This window comes from Arthrobacter sp. SDR-2R (assembly GCF_057747955.1).
Window position 1 is genome coordinate 217,771 of record NZ_CM173231.1, and the last position, 20,833, is coordinate 238,603.

19 protein-coding genes are annotated in these 20,833 nt (G+C 67.4%); 13 read left to right on the top strand and 6 right to left on the bottom strand.

Translation table 11 applies throughout. The features are described 5' to 3' along the window. Nucleotides 1-195: 195 nt before the first annotated feature. Entirely contained in the window at nt 196-1,548 is a 1,353-nt protein-coding gene (locus AC3ANU_RS01060) for a uracil-xanthine permease family protein (protein ID WP_018770294.1), read from the top strand. On the opposite strand, the gene AC3ANU_RS01065 is transcribed toward AC3ANU_RS01060, so the two are convergent. Together AC3ANU_RS01065 and AC3ANU_RS01070 are read right to left on the bottom strand one after the other, a co-directional pair. Further along, entirely contained in the window at nt 1,545-2,468 is a 924-nt protein-coding gene (locus AC3ANU_RS01065) for an SGNH/GDSL hydrolase family protein (RefSeq protein WP_018770295.1), read from the bottom strand. The two genes, AC3ANU_RS01060 and AC3ANU_RS01065, sit on opposite strands and share 4 nt — an antisense overlap. Then, nucleotides 2,465-3,349: a GAF domain-containing protein gene (locus AC3ANU_RS01070; RefSeq protein ID WP_018770296.1), complete on the bottom strand. Its 885-nt coding sequence runs from the start codon at nt 3,347-3,349 to the stop codon at nt 2,465-2,467. The genes AC3ANU_RS01065 and AC3ANU_RS01070 overlap by 4 nt, the downstream gene beginning before the upstream one ends. 276 nt (nt 3,350-3,625) lie before the next feature. On the opposite strand from AC3ANU_RS01070, the gene treS reads away from it, so the two are divergent. Continuing rightward, nucleotides 3,626-5,902 carry a maltose alpha-D-glucosyltransferase gene (gene treS, locus AC3ANU_RS01075; RefSeq protein WP_056388456.1) on the top strand — a complete coding sequence of 759 codons (2,277 nt, stop codon included), beginning with the start codon at nt 3,626-3,628 and terminating at the stop codon, nt 5,900-5,902. A gap of 33 nt (nt 5,903-5,935) precedes the next feature. On the opposite strand, the gene AC3ANU_RS01080 is transcribed toward treS, so the two are convergent. After that, nucleotides 5,936-7,153, bottom strand: coding sequence for an ROK family transcriptional regulator (locus AC3ANU_RS01080; protein ID WP_018770298.1), 1,218 nt, complete (start codon nt 7,151-7,153; stop codon nt 5,936-5,938). Nucleotides 7,154-7,361: 208 nt separating this feature from the next. On the opposite strand from AC3ANU_RS01080, the gene AC3ANU_RS01085 reads away from it, so the two are divergent. From AC3ANU_RS01085 to AC3ANU_RS01130, 10 genes are all read left to right on the top strand, one after another. Next, nucleotides 7,362-8,477 (top strand): Gfo/Idh/MocA family protein, encoded by a 1,116-nt coding sequence (locus tag AC3ANU_RS01085; protein WP_488315268.1) that lies wholly within the window; start codon nt 7,362-7,364, stop codon nt 8,475-8,477. Then, entirely contained in the window at nt 8,474-9,304 is an 831-nt protein-coding gene (locus AC3ANU_RS01090) for a hypothetical protein (RefSeq protein ID WP_488315269.1), read from the top strand. Before AC3ANU_RS01085 ends, AC3ANU_RS01090 begins: the two co-directional genes overlap by 4 nt. Nucleotides 9,305-9,417: 113 nt before the next feature. Next, nucleotides 9,418-10,743 carry an ABC transporter substrate-binding protein gene (locus AC3ANU_RS01095; RefSeq protein WP_018770301.1) on the top strand — a complete coding sequence of 442 codons (1,326 nt, stop codon included), beginning with the start codon at nt 9,418-9,420 and terminating at the stop codon, nt 10,741-10,743. 12 nt (nt 10,744-10,755) lie between these two features. Beyond that, entirely contained in the window at nt 10,756-11,718 is a 963-nt protein-coding gene (locus tag AC3ANU_RS01100; protein ID WP_018770302.1) for a carbohydrate ABC transporter permease, read from the top strand. After that, on the top strand, nt 11,718-12,608 hold the full coding sequence (locus AC3ANU_RS01105) for a carbohydrate ABC transporter permease (RefSeq protein WP_018770303.1): 891 nt from the start codon (nt 11,718-11,720) through the stop codon (nt 12,606-12,608). Before AC3ANU_RS01100 ends, AC3ANU_RS01105 begins: the two co-directional genes overlap by 1 nt. A gap of 41 nt (nt 12,609-12,649) precedes the next feature. Further along, nucleotides 12,650-13,414: a sugar phosphate isomerase/epimerase family protein gene (locus AC3ANU_RS01110; RefSeq protein WP_488315270.1), complete on the top strand. Its 765-nt coding sequence runs from the start codon at nt 12,650-12,652 to the stop codon at nt 13,412-13,414. After that, complete coding sequence (locus AC3ANU_RS01115) at nt 13,411-14,538, top strand: Gfo/Idh/MocA family protein (RefSeq protein WP_488315271.1); 1,128 nt, start codon at nt 13,411-13,413, stop codon at nt 14,536-14,538. Before AC3ANU_RS01110 ends, AC3ANU_RS01115 begins: the two co-directional genes overlap by 4 nt. Nucleotides 14,539-14,583: 45 nt before the next feature. Next, nucleotides 14,584-15,762, top strand: coding sequence for a Gfo/Idh/MocA family protein (locus tag AC3ANU_RS01120; RefSeq protein WP_488315272.1), 1,179 nt, complete (start codon nt 14,584-14,586; stop codon nt 15,760-15,762). Nucleotides 15,763-15,788: 26 nt separating this feature from the next. Beyond that, nucleotides 15,789-16,790, top strand: coding sequence for a sugar phosphate isomerase/epimerase family protein (locus tag AC3ANU_RS01125; protein WP_488315273.1), 1,002 nt, complete (start codon nt 15,789-15,791; stop codon nt 16,788-16,790). An 11-nt stretch (nt 16,791-16,801) separates the two neighbouring features. After that, complete coding sequence (locus AC3ANU_RS01130) at nt 16,802-17,686, top strand: TolB family protein (protein WP_488315274.1); 885 nt, start codon at nt 16,802-16,804, stop codon at nt 17,684-17,686. 7 nt (nt 17,687-17,693) lie between these two features. On the opposite strand, the gene AC3ANU_RS01135 is transcribed toward AC3ANU_RS01130, so the two are convergent. The 3 genes from AC3ANU_RS01135 to AC3ANU_RS01145 form a co-directional block, all read right to left on the bottom strand. Then, nucleotides 17,694-18,563: a glycosyltransferase family 2 protein gene (locus AC3ANU_RS01135; RefSeq protein ID WP_018770309.1), complete on the bottom strand. Its 870-nt coding sequence runs from the start codon at nt 18,561-18,563 to the stop codon at nt 17,694-17,696. Between the two features lie 190 nt (nt 18,564-18,753). Continuing rightward, nucleotides 18,754-19,113: a hypothetical protein gene (locus tag AC3ANU_RS01140; RefSeq protein WP_488315275.1), complete on the bottom strand. Its 360-nt coding sequence runs from the start codon at nt 19,111-19,113 to the stop codon at nt 18,754-18,756. A gap of 77 nt (nt 19,114-19,190) precedes the next feature. Then, complete coding sequence (locus AC3ANU_RS01145) at nt 19,191-20,090, bottom strand: SDR family oxidoreductase (RefSeq protein ID WP_134165339.1); 900 nt, start codon at nt 20,088-20,090, stop codon at nt 19,191-19,193. Between the two features lie 219 nt (nt 20,091-20,309). Between AC3ANU_RS01145 and AC3ANU_RS01150 the strand changes: the two genes are divergently transcribed. Next, complete coding sequence (locus AC3ANU_RS01150; protein WP_018770312.1) at nt 20,310-20,831, top strand: DUF6328 family protein; 522 nt, start codon at nt 20,310-20,312, stop codon at nt 20,829-20,831. Nucleotides 20,832-20,833 lie beyond the last annotated feature (2 nt).

Consider the following 20,833-nt stretch of genomic DNA (forward strand, 5'->3'; position numbering starts at 1 on the left):
TTACCTTTCGCTGCGCCGCCCGCCTGCCGGGGTGGCCTCTGATGCTTTCCATAGTTGCAACTTCAACTGCTTTCCTCCTCTTCCCGTGACGCCGGGTGACCTTGGCCACAGCGGGCCCGCACAAACACTTGGCGGTATTCTGGAGCGAGTTGATCTTCGCCCCCTCGCGGCACCCCCTGAAAGGCATTCCTTCCCATGAGCATGCTCGGAATCAAATGGAAGCTGCACGGCACCGGCAAAACCATCAAGCCCGGCCAGGTGGTGGCCCCGGATGAGCGGCTGGCGTGGCCCCTGACCATCGGCGTGGGCATGCAGCACGTGGTGGCCATGTTCGGCGCCACCTTCCTGGTTCCCATCATCACCGGGATGCCGCCCGCCACCACGCTGTTCTTTTCGGGGATCGGCACGCTGCTGTTCCTGGTGGTCACCAAGGGCCGGGTGCCCAGCTACCTGGGTTCAAGCTTTGCCTTCATTGCACCCATCACCGCCTCGCAGGCGCAGTTCGGCATCCCCGGCGCCCTGGGCGGCGTGGTGCTTGCCGGCGCCACCCTGGCCCTGGTGGGGGCCGTGGTGCAGAAGTTCGGCGCCGGCTGGATCAACCGGTTGATGCCGCCCATCGTCACGGGTGCCATCGTGGCACTGATCGGCCTGAACCTTGCCCCCGCCGCCAAGCAGAACTTCGACGCCGCCCCGATTACGGCCCTCATCACACTGGTCACCATCATCCTGGTCAGCGTCCTGTTCCGCGGAATCCTGGGCCGGCTCAGCATCCTGGTTGGCGTTGTGGTGGGCTACCTGGTGGCCATGCTCCGCGGCGAGGTGAAGTACGACAAGATGGACGCCGCAGCCTGGGTTGGGCTGCCGCATTTCCAGACCCCCGAGTTCCACATCGGTGTCCTGGGCCTGTTCGTCCCGGTGGTCCTGGTGCTGGTGGCAGAGAACATCGGCCACGTGAAGTCCGTTGCCGCCATGACAGGACAGAACCTCGACGGCGTCTCCGGACGCGCGCTGATGGCAGACGGTGCTGCCACCGTGCTGGCCGGCCTGGGCGGCGGATCGGGCACCACCACGTACGCGGAGAACATCGGCGTCATGGCGGCCACCAAGGTGTATTCGACGGCGGCCTACTGGGTGGCGGGCATGTTCGCCATCCTGCTCAGCTTCTCGCCGAAGTTCGGCGAACTGATCGCCACCGTCCCGGCAGGCGTGCTGGGCGGCGCCGCCACGATGCTGTACGGCATGATCGGCATCCTGGGCGTGAAGATCTGGGTCCAGAACAAGGTGAACTTCTCCAACCCGGTCAACCTGACCACTGCCGCAGTGGCCCTGATCATCGGCATCGCGGACTACACCTGGACCATTGGCGACCTGAAGTTCACCGGCATCGCCCTGGGTTCTGCTGCCGCCCTGGTGATCTACCACGGCATGAAGGCCGTCGCGAAGGCGCGCGGAACGGTGGCCGAACCCGAAACCGAGCAGGGCGTACTGCCTCCGGCAGCGAAGGCCGCGATGAAGGCCGCGGCCAAGCGCTCCCCCAGGAAGCGCTAAGCCACCCTGCCGGTTTCCACCCCGGGGTCCACTCCAGGCTGTCCGTCATAACCCGGTCCGGAGGTCCTGGCCGCGGGATGTCCGGGCGGGAAGGGACCGGGACGGCCGAGGCCGAACACCGGGACCGGCTGCGGCCGCTTGGCCGCCAACCCGCTGACCTGGTGGGGCCGCATCCGCTTCAGCACCCACGGCACAAAGTACTGCTTGGCCCAGACCAGGTCTTCGGCCCGGGCCTGCGTCCAGCCGTGCGCGGGAAGCGGCCGCGGCTGCAGCGGCCTGAGCGTATGCGGTACGCCCAGGGCGTTGAGGGTGGCCACCGCTACGGAATGGTGGCCCAGCGGGGACAGGTGCAGCCGGTCCGGGTCCCACATCAGAGCATGCTGCAGCTCCGGCAGGCACCAAAGGTCAACCATGATGGCGTGGTGCCGGGCCCCGATCCTGTGGAGATGTTCGTTGTAGACCGCCACGCGGCCGCGGATCTTGCCGAAGACCGGCGTGTTCCCCCAATCGGGACCTGCATACAGCAGGATGGTGGCGCCCGTGTCAGCCAGGATACCCACGGCCTCGTCGATCTTTTCCGCCAGCTTGTCCGGGTCGCCGTGGCGGAACACGATGTCGTTGCCACCGCCGGACATGGCAATCAGGTCGGGCTTCAACGCCAGGGCCGGTGCCAGCTGCCCGTCGAGGATTTGCCGCAGCAGCATGCCGCGGATGGCCAGGTTGGCATAGGCGAAGTCCGGCTGGCTGTCCGCCAGTTCCTCCGCCACGCGGTCAGCCCAGCCCCGGAGGCCGCCCAGGCTGTGCGGCTCGGGATCGCCGATCCCTTCGGTGTAAGAGTCCCCCAGGGCGACGAACCGGTGCCAGGGGTGCCTGCCCGGTCCTTCCGTGATGGAGCGCAGTTCCTGTTTCCCGATAGTCATGCTGTCCTCCCTTCCGCAGCAGGCGGGGGTTCCGTCCCCGCCGCAGCGTCCTTGCGGGCCGACCTTCCGGTTGGAAAGTCCCGCCCCGCCGGCGACGGCCGCGGGAGCTCCGCCACGCCGTCGTACGTTTCCTGCCGCAGCCCCGACGGCTGCCCAACCCCGAGGTCCATCCCTGCGGGGGCCACAACGTTCAATGCCACGTCCCGGAGATCCAGCTCGTGGTGCAGCGCCTGCGTCTGCAGGAACCGCAGCGCACCCTCCCGGGTGAGTCCGTATTCGTTCATCAGGCTGCGCACGGCGAGGTCCACCAGGACCAGGGAGCTTTGGACGACGGCGAGACCCGCCGTCGTTTCCGCGCGTTCGGCCACCCGGACCACAACATGCATGGCCCGCGCCACCTCACGGGCATAGCTTTGGCTGCGCACCAGGTCATCGCTGGTGAAGGCGTGCGGGAAAGGCGCGTAAAGATTGATGGCGGCACTGGTCCCGCCTTCGGTGAGGATGGGGACGGAGAGCAGGGACTGCACCCCATGGGCCGCGGCAGCGCTGGAATACCCCGGCCAGCGGCGGTCCCGGCTCAGGTCCGACACCAGGACGAATTCTGCGGTGCGCATGGCTTCCATGACCGGTCCGTCAGCGAACGAGCATTGCTCCCGGTCCGCTTCGCGTGCCTGCTCCGTACTGGCTGCGATGGTCCGCGCCGTGCCCAGGCGGAAGAGGGTGGCCGCCCAGCTGATGCTGCGGCGCTCACCTTTGATACCCGCCATGAAGTCGCGGGTGACGTCCCGGAGGTAGTCTTCGACGTCCTTGCTGTCGAAAACCGGCTCCGGGGTAACTGGAAGCGGTCCCCAGCCAACCTGCCCCGTGGGTTCAGCGGCCATGCTCCAGCCCTGCTATCAGCGCACCGGGCCCACTGCAAAACCTTGCTCTAAGAATACGACCGCTGGCCGCCATAGTGGGCAAAGTTGGCGAAACAAGGGGGTTTCGTCTGGTTGGGGACGGACGGCACGCCGGCGTCCCCTCCACCGGCTCCGCTGAGCAGTAGCATCGGGAGAGGGAACGCCGAATACTCCCTGTTGCCCTGGGTACGTTTCCTTGGGCAAGGGGTCTTGGAGCATCCATGCCAGCACGGAAACGAGCAATGGAAAGAGGAGCTTATGCCTGAGCCGGGCACCAGCGGGAACACTTCGGAAGCGGATGCAGCCGCCCCCATCGGGGAAGTGGAAGCGGGCGCTGCGGAGCCGTCAACGGAACTGGACGTCAATTTCGACGAGCAGTTCTTCGCGGCCAGGCCCAAGGCCCTGCGGCCCATCGCGCGCCGGCGCCAGTTCGTCGGCAGCAGGCCGTCCTTTGAGTTCGACGGGCGGAACGCGGCGTACGTGGACTGGCTCCGCAACCAGGCGATGCTCGGGGATGCGAACACGCTGGCCCGGCAGCTGTCCGGCCAGGCCAGCATGTGGCAGAACTCGTACGCCCATCCCAACCCGCGGGCCGCCGTCGAACGCGCCTCCGTGTGGTTCACCGCCTACCCGCTGTCCTTCATCACCCCGTCCGGTCAGTCATTCCTTTCGGCGCTGGGCGATCCGGCCATGTGGAAGGCGTTCCGCGAAATCGGCATCCGCGGAATCCACACCGGGCCCGTGAAGCTCGCCGGCGGCATCAGCGGCTGGTCCCACACACCCAGCGTGGACGGGCACTTCGACCGCATCAGCATGGCGATCGACCCTGTTTTCGGCACCGAGGATGAGTTCCGGCGGATGTGCGAGGTGGCCGCCGAGCACGACGGCACCGTCATCGACGACATCGTCCCGGGCCACACCGGCAAGGGCGCGGACTTCCGCCTGGCCGAAATGAACTTCCGGGACTACCCCGGCATCTACCACATGATCGATATTCCGGAGGAGGACTGGAACCTGCTCCCGGACGTCCCGGAGGGGGCGGACTCGGTCAACCTCAGCCCCGACTCCGAGCAGGCGCTGCAGAAGGCCGGCTACATCATCGGCAGGCTGCAGCGGGTCATCTTCTACGAACCCGGGGTGAAGGAAACCAACTGGAGCGCCACGCGGCCCATCGTGGATACCACCGGCAAGACCCGCCGCTGGGTCTACCTGCACTACTTCAAGGCCGGCCAGCCCTCCATCAACTGGCTGGACCCCACCTTCGCCGGAATGCGCCTGGTGGTGGGCGATGCCCTGCATTCGCTGGTGGACCTGGGCACGGGGGCGCTGCGCCTGGACGCCAACGGCTTCCTGGGCGTGGAGAAGAGCGCCGAAGAACAACCCGGCTGGTCCGAGGGGCACCCACTGTCCGAGGCAGCCAACCAGCTCATCGGCTCCATGATCCGCAAGGTGGGCGGGTTCTCCTTCCAGGAACTGAACCTGACCATCGACGACATCAAGGCAACCTCCGATGCCGGCCCCGACCTGTCCTACGACTTCATCACCCGGCCTGCGTACCACTACTCCCTGGTCACGGCCGATACCGAGTTCCTGCGGCTGACCCTCCGGCTGTCGCTGGAAATCGGCGTGGACCAGGCGTCGCTGGTGCATGCCCTGCAGAACCATGACGAACTCACTTACGAGCTCCTGCACTTCGCCGCCGGGCACCGGGACGAGATGTTCGAGCTCAACGGCGAGGAACTCACCGGGGCGCAGCTGGCCGAACAGGTCCAGCAGACCCTGCGGGAACGGCTCACCGGCGAAAACGGGCCCTACAACGCCGTCTTCACCACCAACGGCATTGCCTGCACCTCGGTGAGCTTCATCATGGCCGCGCTGGGCATCAAGGACCCGTCCACCACCACCCCGGAGCAGGAAGCCCAGATCCGGGACGTCCACCTGCTCCTGGCCATGTACAACGCCCTGCAGCCGGGCGTCTTTGCCCTTTCCGGCTGGGACCTCACGGGCATCCTGGCCCTGGACCGGAGCAGCGTCCGCGAGCTCACCTCGCAGGGCGATACCCGCTGGATCAACCGCGGCGCCCACGACCTCATGGGAACCAGTCCGGACGCCACCACCTCGTCCGCCGGGATGCCCCGGGCCCGCAGCCTGTACGGGCCGCTGCCCGAACAGCTCAAGGACCCCGACTCGTTCGCGCGCCGGCTGCAGCGGATCCTCGCCGTGCGGGAAGAGAATGGGATCGCCACCGGCACCCTGCTCGACGTCCCGGACGTTTCCAACCGCAGCGCACTGGTGCTGGTCAACCGGCTGAAGGACGGCAGCCTGCAGGTCACGGCGCTCAACTTCTCCGGGCAGGACATCGCCGGCAGCATCCAGTCCAACGAGCTGCCGTCCGGCGCCAACGTCAAGGATCTGTTCAGCGGCGAGACGGTGGGGCAGGTGGATGACCTGCACAGCTTCTTCCTGGAGCTGCCCGCGTACGGCGGCACGGCACTGATCCTGGCCGAAGCGCCCGAGCCGGAGGCGGAGGCGTAGAGCCCACGCCGGGTAGGCCGGGGATTCCCGGCTTTACCCGGCGATGGCGCCTGCCAGCGTGGCTTCGATGACGGCCGGCGAGAGGACGTACTGGGTGACCAGTTTGCTTGCGCCAAGGACCGCCGCCTGGCTCCCGGCGCGGGAGCCGTTGATGCGCAGGTGCGAGGTGGCCAGCGGCGGGGAGCGCCGGTAGACCACCTCGCGGATGCCGGCCACCAGGTGCTCGCCCGTCTCGCCAACGCTGCCGCCCACCACAATCACGGACGGATTGAGCAGGTTCACCACGGTGGCCAGAACCTCGCCGATGTCCCGGCCGGCCTGGCGCAGCGCCTGGATGGCCTGCAGGTTGCCGTCGGCGGCGAGCCGGAGCACGTCCGAGCCCTTTGCCACGTCCAGTCCCTGGTCCCGGAGGGAGCGCACGACGGCGGGACCGGACGCCAGCGCCTCCAGGCACCCATAGTTTCCACAGGCACACAGGACATCCGCGCCGCGGGCCACCTGGACGTGGCCCAGGTCGCCTGCCGTGCCGTTCGCGCCACGCTGCAGTTCCCCGTTGCTGATGATGCCGGAGCCGATGCCGGTGGCCACCTTCACGAAGAAGAAGTTGTTGTGTTCGGGCCAGTGCGCGGACTGCTCCCCCAGCGCCATGATGTTCACGTCGTTGTCCACCAGCACGTGGACGGGCAGGGACCGCTGGACGTAGCTGACCACGTCGAACCCGTCCCAGCCCGGCATGATGGGCGGCTTGACGGGCTTGCCGGTGTCATGTTCCACGGGCCCGGGCAGCCCGATGCCGATCCCGGCCAGTTCCGCAACGGTCCGTCCGGTGGACGCCAGCAGTTCCTTGCCCTGCGCTACCACCTGGTCCAGCACGGCTTCCGGCCCGTCGGCCACCTGCTGCGCCAGCCGGTGTTCGGCCAGGATGTTTCCGCCGAGATCCGTCACCGCAACGATGACGTGCGTGGCGCCCACGTCCACGGCCAGCACCAGGCGGGCTGACGGGTTGAAGGCAAAGCGCGACGGCGGCCTGCCGCCGCTGGAGAGCGCCTCACCCGCGGGACCCACCAGGCCGGACAGCATCAGCGCATCGATCCGCGAGGCGACGGTTGAGCGGGCCAGACCCGTGCTCAGCGCAAGCTCGGCGCGGGTGCGGGCCCGGCCGTCACGAAGCAGTTGGAAGAGGTCCCCGGCGCGCGACAGGCTGCCGACATCGGACTCTTTTCCGGCCTGCTTACCTGTCACTGAAGTCATGTCTAAGTCATAACACTCTTACTTTCTGCTGTCACCAATCAGAAGAATGACGCGCAACAAACAACTTTTGCTTGACGTGCGTCAAAAGTAGTTCTACGTTGTGACTCAAGGCACATTCGCGGATCCGATGGTGAACATCAGCCGCACTGATTCCGGCACCGTAATCCGCTTACACCCCCAGAGTCCGCTTACAAAGAGGTAACTGACCTTGTCCCAGCAAGCAGCGTCCCAGCACGCAGCGCCGGCAGACCGGCCGCTCCTCGGCGTCGGCATCCTCGGCGCGGGGCCCGTCACGCAGGCCATCCACCTCCCGGCACTGGCCCGCCTCCAGGACATCCTGGAAGTACGGCACATCATGGATGTGGATGCCGCCGTGGCCTCGTCGGTGGCGGCCCGCGTTGGCGCCACGGCCGGCACCAGCATGGCTGCCCTGCTGGACGATCCCGCCGTGGACGTCGTGGCAATCTGCAGCCCCCACCAGTTCCACGCCGACCAGGTCATCGCCGCCTGCAGGGCCGGCAAGAAGGCCGTCCTCTGCGAAAAGCCTTTCGCCATGAACGCCGAGGAAGCCGCCCGCATCTCGGCCGTCAGCGCCGAAACCGGGGTGCCAATCGTCGTCGGGGCCATGCACACCTTCGACCCCGGCTGGCTCGCGGCCGAACAGAACTGGGGCGACCTTCCCGGGCAGGTCCACACCATCCGTTCCTCCATCGTCCTGCCGCCCAATGCCCGGTTCGAGGACTTCGCCACCGAGATCGTCACGCGGCCGGCCGCAGGCCGGCCCGACTACTCGGACCCGGACGTCATCAAGAGCGCACTCCGGGGCGGGATCATGGGCCTGGCCATCCACGACCTGCCGCTGGTCCGCCGGTTCACCCCGGACTTCACGGACCTCGAAGTCCTCCAGGTGTTCCACGTCCGCCCGTTCGGCTATGCCGTTTCGCTGCGCACCCCAACCCGCGTCATCGAACTGCGTGCCGTTATGAACGGCACCTGGAAGCCCGAGTGGACCTTCGAGGCCATCGGGGACGATGCGGCCCTTCACATCGACTTCACACCGTCGTATGTCCAGGCCGGCTCCGCAGTGGCCACCCTCACCCGCGGCAACGGCAGCGATACCCGCACGTTCGGCCCGTACGGCCACAACGGTTATGAGGGCGAATGGCGTGAACTTGCCGGGCTTGCCCGGGGAACCCGCCAGGCACCCGCCGCACAAACCCTGATCGACGACCTCACCTTTGCCCTCGCCATCGCCGACGCCACGGCAGCAAGCGCCGGGGCGGGGCATGCCGGTGCCGCGGAAAAAGCAGGAGTTACGCCATGAGCGGCCAGTACACGGTCTCGGCATCACCCGCCGCGCGGGAAGAGGGCGCGGTTACCCAAACGGTGGCCTCACTGCCTGAAACCTTCGGCCCGGCTCCGGAGAGCCGGCAGGGCACCGCCGACGTCCTGGTGGTCGCAGGCGCACCCGGCTGGACCACCGAAGCACTTCACGCCGTTGCCGCCGGCACCCGCGGCGTTGTGGTGGCCAACCCGGCACCCGAGGACACCACGGAACTGGCCGCCGCGGTTGACGCCGCAGGAACCGCCGTCGTCCTGGACCTCCGCTGGGCCTCCAACCCCGCCCTGGTGGCCGAAGGCAGCGCCCCGGACGCCCGCGACGCAGTGCGCAGTGCCCTGGGCAGCGCGTCCCTGCTGGACAGCGTTGCGACGGCGGCCCCCGGCACCGACCCGCAGCGGCTCCTGGGCGAACACCTCGCCGCGCTGCTGGCCGTCAGCGGACCGCTCGACGGCGTAAGCCTCCTCCGCAGCGACGCCACGGGATACACGGTGGCCGGCAGGCTGGCCAACGGCGCGCCCTTCACCGCCCAGGGCGTGCTGACCGCTGCCCGCCCGGCCGCCGTCGACATCCGCCTCTACACCGCCGACGGCGGGGTGTCCGTCCAGGTCCCGGATCCGGACGCCGCCTGGCCGGCCGAAGTCCGGGTCACCGGAGCCCATGGCGAACTTTTGCTTCCCACGCTTTACGAATCCGCCCACCGGTCAGCGTGGCGGCGCCTGAAGGACCATCTTGGCGCCGGCACCCGGCCGGACGATCTGGCCGGGTTCGCCCGGCTGACCGACCTCTACGCAACCCTCGCTGCCACGTAACCAGACCCACCGATACGCAACCTGAACAGCAGTCCAGTCCCACCTCCACTCTCGACGATGAGCAGGACCGCACCAACGGCGCACTGCGCCGGCCGGTCCCGAAAGGACACATCATGAACGCAACTTCCGAACAGCGCCGCCCCTTCTCCCGGCGCGGTTTCCTGGGCCTGACGGCTGCCGCCGCCGCAGCACCCCTCCTCGCCGCCTGCGGCGGCGGCTCGGCATCGCAGGGCGGCGGAGGCGGCGCGGGCGGAACGGTCAAGTTCTGGGACATGCCGTGGGCAACGCCCGCCTACAACGACGCCGCCAAGGGCATCGCAGAAGGTTTCTCCGGAGCCAACGGCGCCAAGGCCTCGTACCAGATCATCCAGTGGAACAACTTCTACCAGACCTTCTCCTCCGCGATCGCCTCGAAGACGGGCCCGGCTGTCTCCACCGGCGGCGGCTTCCAAGCCTTCCAGTTCGAGCAGCAGGGCCAGATCGCGTACGCGGACAAGGTGATCGAGAAGCTGAAGGCCAATGGCCAGTTCAACGACTTCCTGCCCGGCGTGCTGGACCCCTTCAAGTCGGACAAGGGCTACGTGGCGGTCCCGTGGCAGCTGGACATGCGCGTCTTCTGGTACCGCAAGTCGCTGTTCGAGAAGGCAAACGTTGCCCTCCCCACGGACTGGCCGTCCCTGCTGGAAGCAGGCAAGGCCCTGAAGAAGGTGGGCGCATTCGGCTTCACCACCGGCGCAGGCGCGGGCAACAACTACGCCAACCACTCCATGATCATGATGATGGTCAACAACGGCGGCGGTGTCTGGAACAAGGACGGCGAGCTGGACCTGATGAACGACCGCAACGTGGAGGCCATGGAGTTCGTCCTGGAACTCGTGTCCAACGGCATCGTCGACCCCGCCGCTGTCAGCTACACCACGGACAACATGTCCGCGCAGTGGAAGGACGGCAAGGCAGGCTACGGCCTGTTCCAGGTCAACGTTCCGCAGCGTGTGGGCGATACCTCGGGCGACCTGCTGGTGGCTGACCCCATCAAGGGTCCGCACGGCGACAAGGCAACGATCGTCTTCCCGAACAACATCATGATGTACACCAACACCCCGTCCCAGGAGGCGTCGGAGGAGTTCCTGGTGTACTACCTGGGCCAGCTCAAGCAGCTGTGGCAGAAGAAGCTGATGTCCGCCCTTCCGGTCTTCAAGTCGATCACGGAGATTCCCGAGTTCGCCAACGACCCCAACAACGTCAAGATCGTCAAGGACTGGCAGCCCATCGCCAAGACCTTCGCCGCCCAGGGCAGCAGGCTCAACGCCAACCTCGCCGCACTCGACGGCGGCCAGGCACTGAACCAGTTCAGCCAGACCATCATCACCGGAAAGGCCGACGCCAAGACTGCCCTGCAGACCTTCCAGTCCGGCCTCGAATCAGTCCTGAAGAAGTAGGACGGACCGCCCATGTCCAGCACCACCACCCAGTCCGGCCTGGCCCGGGCCCGCCGCGGGATTGCCCCCGGCGGGTCCGGGACCGCCCCCGGCAAGCGCAAGAGCAAGCTCTCCGCCCAGGCGACCAGGACCTTCTTTTGGCTCCTGCTTCCCTCCGTGGTCCTCCTTGTCCTGATCCACGGCTACCCGCTGATCTATGCGGCCATCCAGGCCACGCATGACGGGGACCTGCTCCAGACCGGCAACTTCGTGGGCGCGCAGAACTTCGCCACCGTCCTGACGTCGCCGGCCTTCTGGAAGGCAGCACAGTTCACGCTGTGGTTCACCATTGTGGGCGTCTTCGGGTCATGGCTCGTGGGCCTGGGCCTTGCCCTGCTCCTGCGGACCAGGATTCCGGCCGGCGGCACCTTCAAGGTCCTGCTGCTCCTGCCGTGGGTGGTGCCCATCGTGGTCTCCTCCACCGCATGGAACTGGCTGGTGGCCACCCCGGACAGCCTGATCCCGTCGCTGTTCCGGAACCTGGGCATGGGCACCCCGCTCTTCCTGGCCGACCCCTCCCTTGCTTCCATCACGGTGATGGTGTTCAAGGTCTGGGTCAGCTTCCCGTTCATGATGATGATGATCTCGGCCGCGCTGGCCTCCGTGGACACCACCGTTTACGAGGCAGCCAGCATGGACGGCGCCAGCCGCTGGCAGCAGTTCACGCAGATCACCCTGCCGCTGATTGCCCGCTCCACCTACATCAGCTGGATCCTGATGACCATCTTCTGCGTCAACGACTTCCCCACCATCTACCTGCTCACCGGCGGCGGCCCGGTCAACGCCACCACCTCCCTGGTGGTCCTGGCGTACCGGACCGTGTTCCAGGACTTCGCCACCGGCCCAGGCGTGGCCATCGCCTTCCTCATGACCATGACCCTGGTGGTCATCTCGGTTATCCTGTACCGCCAGATCCGAAAGTCGAGCGTCGAATAATGAGCGCAGTACTCCACGCCCATCCCGAATCCGGCCCCACGCTCGGCGTCGATGCCGGCAAACGCCGCAGGGTCCTCTCCGAGGCGGGACAGCGCGGCCGCTGGTGGCGGTTCGCCGCGATCCTCATCATCACGGGGATCGTGCTGGTGCCCATCATGGTCACCATCCTCCTGGCCTTCACGCCCGGGCCGAACAGCACGGCCACCGGCCTGACCTTTGAAAACCTCGGCAACGTCTTCTCCAAGACCCTGGCCGCCACCTGGCTGAAGAACAGCCTGATCACCACCCTTTCCACGGTGGTGGTGTCCGTGGCCGTGGCCGCACCTGCCGGCTACGTCCTCTCCCGGGGCCGCAGCAAGGCGGTTTCCGGATATTCGCTGCTCCTGTTCGTGATGCAGTCGCTGCCCATCATCACCTCCGTGGTGCCGCTGTTCATCCTGTTCGCCGGCATGGGCCTGGTGGACAACCTCCTGGGCCTGACCATCATCTACGTCGGCTCCACCATGACGGTTGCCACCTGGATGATGGCCGCCTACTTCGATTCCATCCCGATCAGCCTGGAGGAGGCGTCCTGGATCGATGGGTGCTCCGTTTTCGGCTCCTTCACCAAGGTGGTCCTGCGGAACTCCCTGCCCGGCGTCCTTTCCACCGCGATCTTCGCCTTCCTCCTGGCCTGGAACGACTACCTGGTGGCCATCGTGTTCCTGCGCTCGAATGAAATCTTCACCCTTCCCATGGGCGTGCAGTCCTTCTTCCAGCAGAATGCAACGGACTGGACCTCGGTCATGGCCCTGGCCGTGGTCATGATGCTTCCGCCCGTCATCGTCTTCGCCACCTTGAACAAGTACTTCAGCGTGGGCGGCATCGGCGGCTCGCTCGCCGGCCGCTGACCCCAACCCCAACGACCTCTACAGAACCGCTAAGGAAACCCATGTCCTACTCACTGCAGCTTTACACGCTCCGCAACGCCATTTCCGAGGATCTTCCGGGGACCATCAGGAAGGTGGCGGAGATCGGCTTCACCCAGGTTGAGCCGTACAACTTCGTGGCCACCGCCAGGGAACTCGGCGCCGCCCTGAAGGAGTACGGCCTCACCGCGCCGTCCGGCCACGCGCCCCTGATGAGCCAGGACCAGGACGAAATCTTCGCGGCGGCCAAGGAACTGGGCATCACCACCGTCATTGATCCTTTCCTTCCCGCCGAGCACTGGCAAAAGGCCGAAGACATCCAGGCCACCGCCGAAAAGCTCAACGCGGCCGCCAAAAAGGGTGCTGAATACGGCATCCGCGTGGGCTACCACAACCACGCCTGGGAACTGGAGTCCACCATCGAGGGCCGCACGGCCCTGGAGTACTTCGCATCCCTGCTGGACCCGGAACTGGTCCTGGAGGTGGACACCTACTGGGCAGCCGTGGGCGGCCAAGACCCCGTGGAACTCCTGGCCAGGCTGGGCGACCGGGTGAAGTTCATCCACATCAAGGACGGCCCCCTGAACAAGGACAATAAGGCCCAGCAGCCCGCAGGCCAGGGCAAAGTGCCCGTGATGGAGGTCATCGCCGCAGCAAAGTCGCTGGAGGTGGGCGTGGTGGAGTTCGATGACTATGCCGGCGACATTTTCGATGGCATCGCCCAGAGCCTTGCCTTCCTGAACAGCGACACCGACAGCAACACCGCAGCCGAAGGAGCCAACGCGTGAGCACCCCCGCAAGCAAGCCGGCCCGCACCGGGCCGGTGGGCGTTGGCGTCATCGGCGCCGGCGTGATCAGCAAGCAGTACCTGGACAACCTGACCGCGTTCCCGGACCTCAAGGTCCACGTGATCGCCGACCTCTTCGAGGAAGCCGCCGAGGCCCGGGCCAAGGAGTACGGCGTCCCGGAGTGGGGCGGCGTGGACAAGGCCCTGAACCACCCCGACGTCGAGATCATCGTCAACCTCACCATTCCCGCCGCCCACGTGGAGGTGGCCACCGCCGCCGTCAACGCCGGCAAGCACGTCTGGACGGAAAAGCCGTTCTCCCTGGACCGCGAATCCGGGCTGGGCCTGCTCAAGACCGCCGACGCCGCCGGGATCCGCCTTGGCTGCGCCCCGGACACCTTCCTCGGGGCCGGCATCCAGACGGCCCTGCGCCTGATCCAGCGCGGCGACATCGGCACGCCGCTGACGGCGATGACCACGTTCCAGACCCCCGGCCCGGAATCCTGGCACCCCAACCCCGCGTTCCTCTTCCAGCACGGCGCCGGCCCGCTGTTCGACATGGGCCCGTACTACCTCACCACCCTGGTCCAGGCCTTCGGCTCCATCCGCAAGGTGGCCGCCGTCGGGTCCAAGGCCAAGGATGTGCGCGTGATCGGTTCCGGGCCCAAAGCCGGCGAGGAGTTCACCGTCGAGGTGCCCACCCACGTCTCCGCGATGGCGCAGTTCGAATCCGGGGCCTCCTCGCACAGCGTCTTCTCCTTCGAGTCGCCCCGGACCCGGATGGGATTCGTGGAAATCACCGGGACCGAAGCCACCATCTCGCTGCCGGATCCCAACTACTTCACGGGCGACATCAAGCTCTGGCGCGCCGGCGACGAGGACTGGACCACCGTTCCGGCCACCGGGCCCGCCAACGGCCGCGGCATGGGCGTGCTGGACATGGCACGCTCGCTGCGGGCAGGAACAGCCCACAGGGCCACCGGCGAACTGGCGTACCACGTCCTGGACACCATGGTCTCGATCTCCGAATCCATCGATGCGGGCACATTCGTGAACGTCGAAAGCTCGGCCCCGGTATCCCCCGCCCTCCCCGAGGAGTGGGCACCGGAAACCGCCACCCTCTAAATCCAGCACGTAGTCCAGCCAGCAGGAAGCACGCAGGAACGCATCATGACCACACCCGCACACCCGTCCGAACCTTCGGCCTCCCAACCGGCTCCCCGCCCGCTGGGTGTAGCCGCGATCGGTTACGCCTTCATGGGCAAGGCCCACTCCAACGCGTGGCGGAACGTGGCCAGCTTCTTCGACGTCCCGGCCTTCGAGCAGAAGGTCCTCGTGGGCCGGGACGCCGGCGCCGTCGCCGAGGCGGCGGCCAAGTACGGCTGGGCAGAATCAGCCACCGACTGGCGCACGGTGATCACCCGGGACGACATCGACATCGTCGACATCTGCGCCCCGGGGTGGATGCACGCCGAGATCGCCATCGCCGCCCTGGAAGCAGGCAAGCATGTCCTGGTGGAAAAACCCCTGGCGAACACCCTCGCGGAGGCCGAGCTCATGACCGCCGCCGCGGCCAAGGCCCGGGCCAAGGGCGTGCAGTCGATGATCGGCTTCAACTACCGGCGGGTCCCGGCACTGGCACTGGCGAAGGAGCTCATCGCCGAAGGCCGCCTGGGCACGGTCCGGCATGTCCGCGCCGCGTACCTGCAGGACTGGCTCGCGGACGCGCAGGCCCCCATGACCTGGCGGCTGCGGAAGGAAACCGCCGGGTCCGGCGCGCTGGGGGACATCGCCAGCCACGCCATCGACCAGGTCCTGTTCCTCCTGGGCGACCAGGTCACCGAGGTCAGCGGCCGGCTGAACACCTTCGTGGGCCGCCGCCCCGGCACGGACGGCATCGAGGACGTCACGGTCGACGACGCCGCCTGGGCCACGCTGTCCCTCACCTCCGGGGCGGTCGCCTCAGTCGAGGTCTCCCGGGTGGCCACCGGCAGGAAGAACTCGCTGCAGATCGAGGTGTACGGGGACAAGGGCAGCCTCCTGTTCGACCTGGAAAACCTCAACGAACTCGGCTTCCTGGATGCCACCGTCCCGGTCCGCGAACAGGGCTTCCGCCGGATCCTGGTCAACGAGCCGGAGCACCCGTACCTGGACGCGTGGTGGCCGCAGGGCCATATCATCGGCTGGGAACACACCTTCACGCACCAGGTCCGCGACTTCCTGCTGGCCATCCGGGACGGAAACCAGCCCTCGCCGTCGTTCGAAGAAGGACTGAACGTCCAGTACGTCCTGGACGCTGTGGAGGAATCCGCCGCCAACAAGAGCACCCTCACCGTCGTCCGCCACTAGCACCCCCGTCTTCCAAGGAGCCCTGCATGCCCCGCCCGTTCACCCTGTTCACCGGCCAGTGGGCCGACCTGCCCTTCGAAGAAGTCGCCCGCCTGGCCTCCGGCTGGGGCTACGACGGCCTGGAAATCGCCGTCTCCGGCGACCACCTGGACGCCTGGCGCTGGGACGAACCCGGCTACGTCGAGTCCAAACTCGAAATCCTGGACAAGTACAACCTCAAGGTCTGGGCCATCTCCAACCACCTCAAGGGCCAGGCCGTCTGCGATGACCCCATCGACTTCCGCCACCAGGCCATCGTCGGCTCCAAAGTCTGGGGCGACGGCGACCCCGAAGGCGTCCGCACCCGCGCCGCCGAGGAAATGAAACACACCGCCCGGCTGGCCAAAGCCCTCGGCGTGGACACGGTCGTCGGGTTTACCGGCTCCTCCATCTGGCAGTACGTGGCCATGTTCCCGCCCGTCCCGGAAAAAGTCATCGACGCCGGCTACCAGGACTTCGCCGACCGCTGGAACCCCATCCTGGACGTCTTCGACGAATGCGGCGTCCGCTTCGCCCACGAAGTCCACCCCTCCGAGATCGCCTACGACTACTGGACCACCGTCCGCACCCTCGAGGCCATCGGCCACCGCGAAGCGTTCGGCCTGAACTGGGACCCCTCGCACATGATGTGGCAGGGCATCGACCCCGTCTCCTTCATCTGGGACTTCAAGGACCGGATCTACCACGTGGACTGCAAGGACACCAAGATCCGCCAGACCGGCCGCAACACCGTCCTGGGCTCCCACCTGCCCTGGGGCGACCCCCGCCGCGGCTGGGACTTCGTCTCCGCCGGACGCGGCGACGTCCCCTGGGAAGCCTCCTTCCGCGCCCTCGCCGCCATCGGCTACAACGGGCCCATCAGCATCGAATGGGAAGACGCCGGCATGGACCGCCTCCACGGCGCCCCCGAAGCACTCACGGCCCTGAAAAAATACGACTTCCCCGCCTCCCAAACCAGCTTCGACGCCGCCTTCAGCAGCAAGGACTAGGACGAACTGACGTGGTCCGCACCCTTCAACCAGGCCAGCGCTGCGAGGTGTGGACCGCGTCGGTCACCGGCGAATCCTCGCTGGTCTTCCGCACCGGGGACATGCTGCTCGAGGCGCCCAACTGGACCCTCGACGGCCGGGCACTGATCCTTAACGGAAACGGGGAACTCTGGCGGCTCGACCTGGCGGCCGGTTCGCTGGAGCCCCTCCCGCTGACCGGCGCCCCGGACCTCAACAATGACCACGTCCTGGACCCTGACGGCAGCAGCATCTTCCTCTCGGGCGGGGACGGCCACATCTACCGCGCACCACTGGCAGGCGGGCGGGCCACCAGGATCACGGACGACGACGGATCCTTCCACTTCCTCCACGGCGTCAGCCCGGATGGGCGCAGGCTGGCGTACGTGGACATTGCGGCGGGAGACTTCACCCGGCCCGGCCGGCTGCGCACCATCCCCGCTGGCGGAGGCCCGCCCTGGGACGTGGAGGTGGGCGGGGGGCACTGCGACGGGCCCGAGTATTCACCCGATGGCGACTGGCTGTACCTCAACACGGAGTCGTTCACCACGGCACCCGGCCATGCCCAGCTTGCCCGGGTCCGCCCGGACGGCAGCCAGTTCGAGCGGCTCGTCAGCAGTGCCACCGTCGACTGGTTCCCGCACCTGTCCCCCGACGGGCGCCTGGCCAGCTATGTGCGCTTTCCCGCTGGAACCCGGGGCCACCCCGCAGACCTGCCGGTCGACGTCGTCCTTGTCTCCACCGGCGACTGGACCGCGCCGCTGCACACCTGGCCGCTGTTCGGCGGCCAGGGCACGCTCAACGTCAACAGCTGGGCGCCGGATTCGAAGCGGTTCGCGTATGTGGCCTACCCGCTGGACACCGCGCAGGGCCACTAGGGCCTGGTCACACAGCGTCCTCGTTCAGGACCACGTCGTACGCCTCTACCCGCCGGTCCGTCACGGTCGTGGGCGATTCAAGGTGGACCGCGCCGGACGGCAGGATCCCGGCCCCGCCGTACCGTTCCATCACCTGCCACTGCGCCACCACGTCCTCCCCGGCGTGGTCTGCAGGGAGCGTGCTCCAGAAACGGAACCCGCCGGCGTCGTCCAGCGCCTCCCTGCGGTAGAGCACACAGCCGCCCAGCCAGGCCACGTGGTAGGGCACCCACTCGCCGGGCTGCAGCGACAGTTCCGCGCAGACGTGGCTGAGGTTGGCGGCGCTGTGCAGCGGCCAGCGTTCAAAACCCGGGGCACCCGGACGGATGCGCTCCGGAGCCACCGGTCCGTCCCAGGCCTGGAAGGAGGCCGTCTGTTCCGGCCTGCGGTCGTCCAGGAAGGACAGGCCCTGCGGTGCCATCCCCACGAAACCGCACTGGAGCTGGTCCAGTGCCTTGCTCAGCCGTTCCACGGCACCGGGCTCCAGCCAGACGTCGTCGTCCAGGAAGAGGCACTGATCCGCGGTGGACTGGTCCAGCAGGAACTGGCGGTGTTCGGCCAGTCCGCGCCGCGGAAGGTGCCGCAGCAGCGTGACGGGCCGGCCCTGCACCTGCAGCACCCGCACCATGGCGGCGGCAGCGGGATGGTCCCAGGCCGGCTGTCCGGCTGACTGGTCGCTGATGACGACGGCGAACGCGGGCTCGGACTGTGCGGCCAGTCCCGCGAGGGTGACGGCGAGTTCGGCAGGCCGGTTGCAGGTGGGCACCAGGACGTCCACCGCTACCTTGTCCGGCCGGTCCTGCGGCCGCGCCCACTGTTCGGAAGATCTCCTGCCCACACTCCACCTTCCTGGCGTTGACGTTGGTGCCGGCGGCAGCGCAGGCTGCTTGCTGCTGCCTGCCGACGGGATGGGGTTCCGCGTGTTCCGTACCCCGGGGGACGGGATGTATTCGCCTTGGCGAAACCGCAAAGGCCCCCGCTTCCACTGCCCGGGGGCAGCGGAAACGGGGGCCTTTGGTCAGGAGGCTTTATCCGGCGTCGAAGCTCTCGTCGTCGTCATTGGGCGACTCTTCCTTCGGAAGGTCGTTTCCGCTGCCGTCCGGAAGGCCCGTCGCTTCCTGGCCCGACTCCGAGGACACCGGCGCCGACCCCTGGGAATCGTCATTGGACTCGTCGATCTCGGCCGCGCTGGACGGAAGATCCATGTCGTGCGGGACGGGAGCCTGGCCCGCGCCCGACTGCGGTTCGTTCGTGTCCGCGCCGGCCGTGGACGCGCCGCCGCCGGACTGCTGGCCACCCTCCGTGCCTGCCGCCTCCTGCTCGGCCGTGGGGGTGCCGTAGCCGCCCGGAGCCGTCTCGGGTTCAGCCTGCTGGTTTTCCTGCGTCATGCTTCCTCCTGTTGTTCGTTGCCGATATTGCTGGTCTGGTGATGCCGGCCCGGATGCCCCAGCGGGTGGGACGCCCATTAAAGCCCCTTGCCGCCCGTGACCGGGAGGACTGCACCGGAAATGTAGGACCCGTCCTCGGATGCGAGCAGCACGTACGCCGCGGCAAGCTCGGCCGGCTGCCCCGCGCGCCCCAGCGGCGTGTCCTGCCCGAAGGAGGGGAGCCTGTCCGGCCATTCGGTGGCCGGGATCAGCGGTGTCCAGATGGGGCCCGGGGCCACGGCATTGACGCGGATCCCCTTGGGACCCAGTTCCTGGGCCAGGGCCTTGGTGAACGCCACCTGCGCCGCTTTGGTCATGGCGTAGTCGATGAGCCCGGGTGACGGGTTGAAGGCCTGGATGGAGGCCGTGGTGATGATCGAGGCACCCGCCTTCAGGTGCGGCACGGCCGCCCGCGCGGACCACAGCAGCGAGTAGAGGTTGGTGCGGAAGACCCTGTCGAACTCCTCGGTGGGGAGCGTCTCGAGGCTCTCGCGGTTCTTCTGGTACGCGGCGTTCAGGACCAGGATGTCGAGGCGGCCGAATCCGGAGACCGTCTCCTCCACGATGCGGGTGCTGAACTCCTCCTCACGTCCGTCACCGGGAAGCAGGAGCGCGCGGCGGCCGGTTTTCCGGATCCATTCCGCCGTATCCTGCGCGTCGTCTTCCTCCTCAGGCAGGTACGAGATCGCGACGTCGGCCCCTTCCCGGGCGAAGGCGATGGCGGCAGCCTTGCCGATGCCTGAGTCCCCGCCCGTGATGAGGGCTGCCTTGCCGTCGAGCTTGCCGTGCCCCTCGTAGCTGCGCTCCCCGTGGTCTGGTTTGGGGTCCATGGGGCCGGTCAGCCCGGGCTGCTTCTGTTCCTGCTCGGGAAACGGGCCCGAGTGGTAGCCGCCGCGCGGATCCTTCGGCTGGTCTGTCTGCTTGTCGGTCTCGCTCATAGTCCGCCTGCCTGTGTCGGTTGACCTGTGTCGGTGCGAAGGGCCCGCCGTGCTCCGGCCCTTCGAAGCTATCCCGGGCGGAGGACCAAGTCCACCGCCCAAGACTAATAATCAGTAAACTTATCAAATGTAGGAGCACGCGCAACGGCCTGCCTTGTTTCTGGGTACGGGAGGAGTAGAAAGAAAGCCTGGGCCGCGGCCGGAGAGGAAGGAGGGCCGATGTCTGAGGTTGAGGACTACACGGGCCGGACGGGACGCAATGAAACCCGCGAGGAGCAGCTTGACCGCAACTGGGCGGAACTCCTGCAGGAGCTCCGCGTACTTCAGACCGGGGTGCAGATCCTGGCCGGCTTCCTGCTGACGCTGCCGTTCCAGCAGCGGTTCGAAAAGCTGGACGGCTGGGAGGTTGGCCTGTATCTCGTCAACGTCGTCATCGCCGCGCTCACCACGGCCTTCATCCTCCTCCCGGTCAGTGTGCACCGCCGGCTTTTCCGCAAGCGGCTCAAGGAAACACTGGTCTCCAGCGCAGACAGCATCACCAAGATCGCACTGGGCGGCATCGCCCTGCTGAGCGCCGGAACAGCCGCCCTGGTGTTCGATGTTGCCGCCGGGCGGTCTGCCGGCGTCACGGCCGGGGGTGCACTGCTGGGCGTCATGGTGGTCATGCTGGTTTTCGTTCCGCTCCGCCTGAACAAGCGGGCTACAGGCAGGATCCTCCCGCCAGCATCGGACAAGGAGTAAGA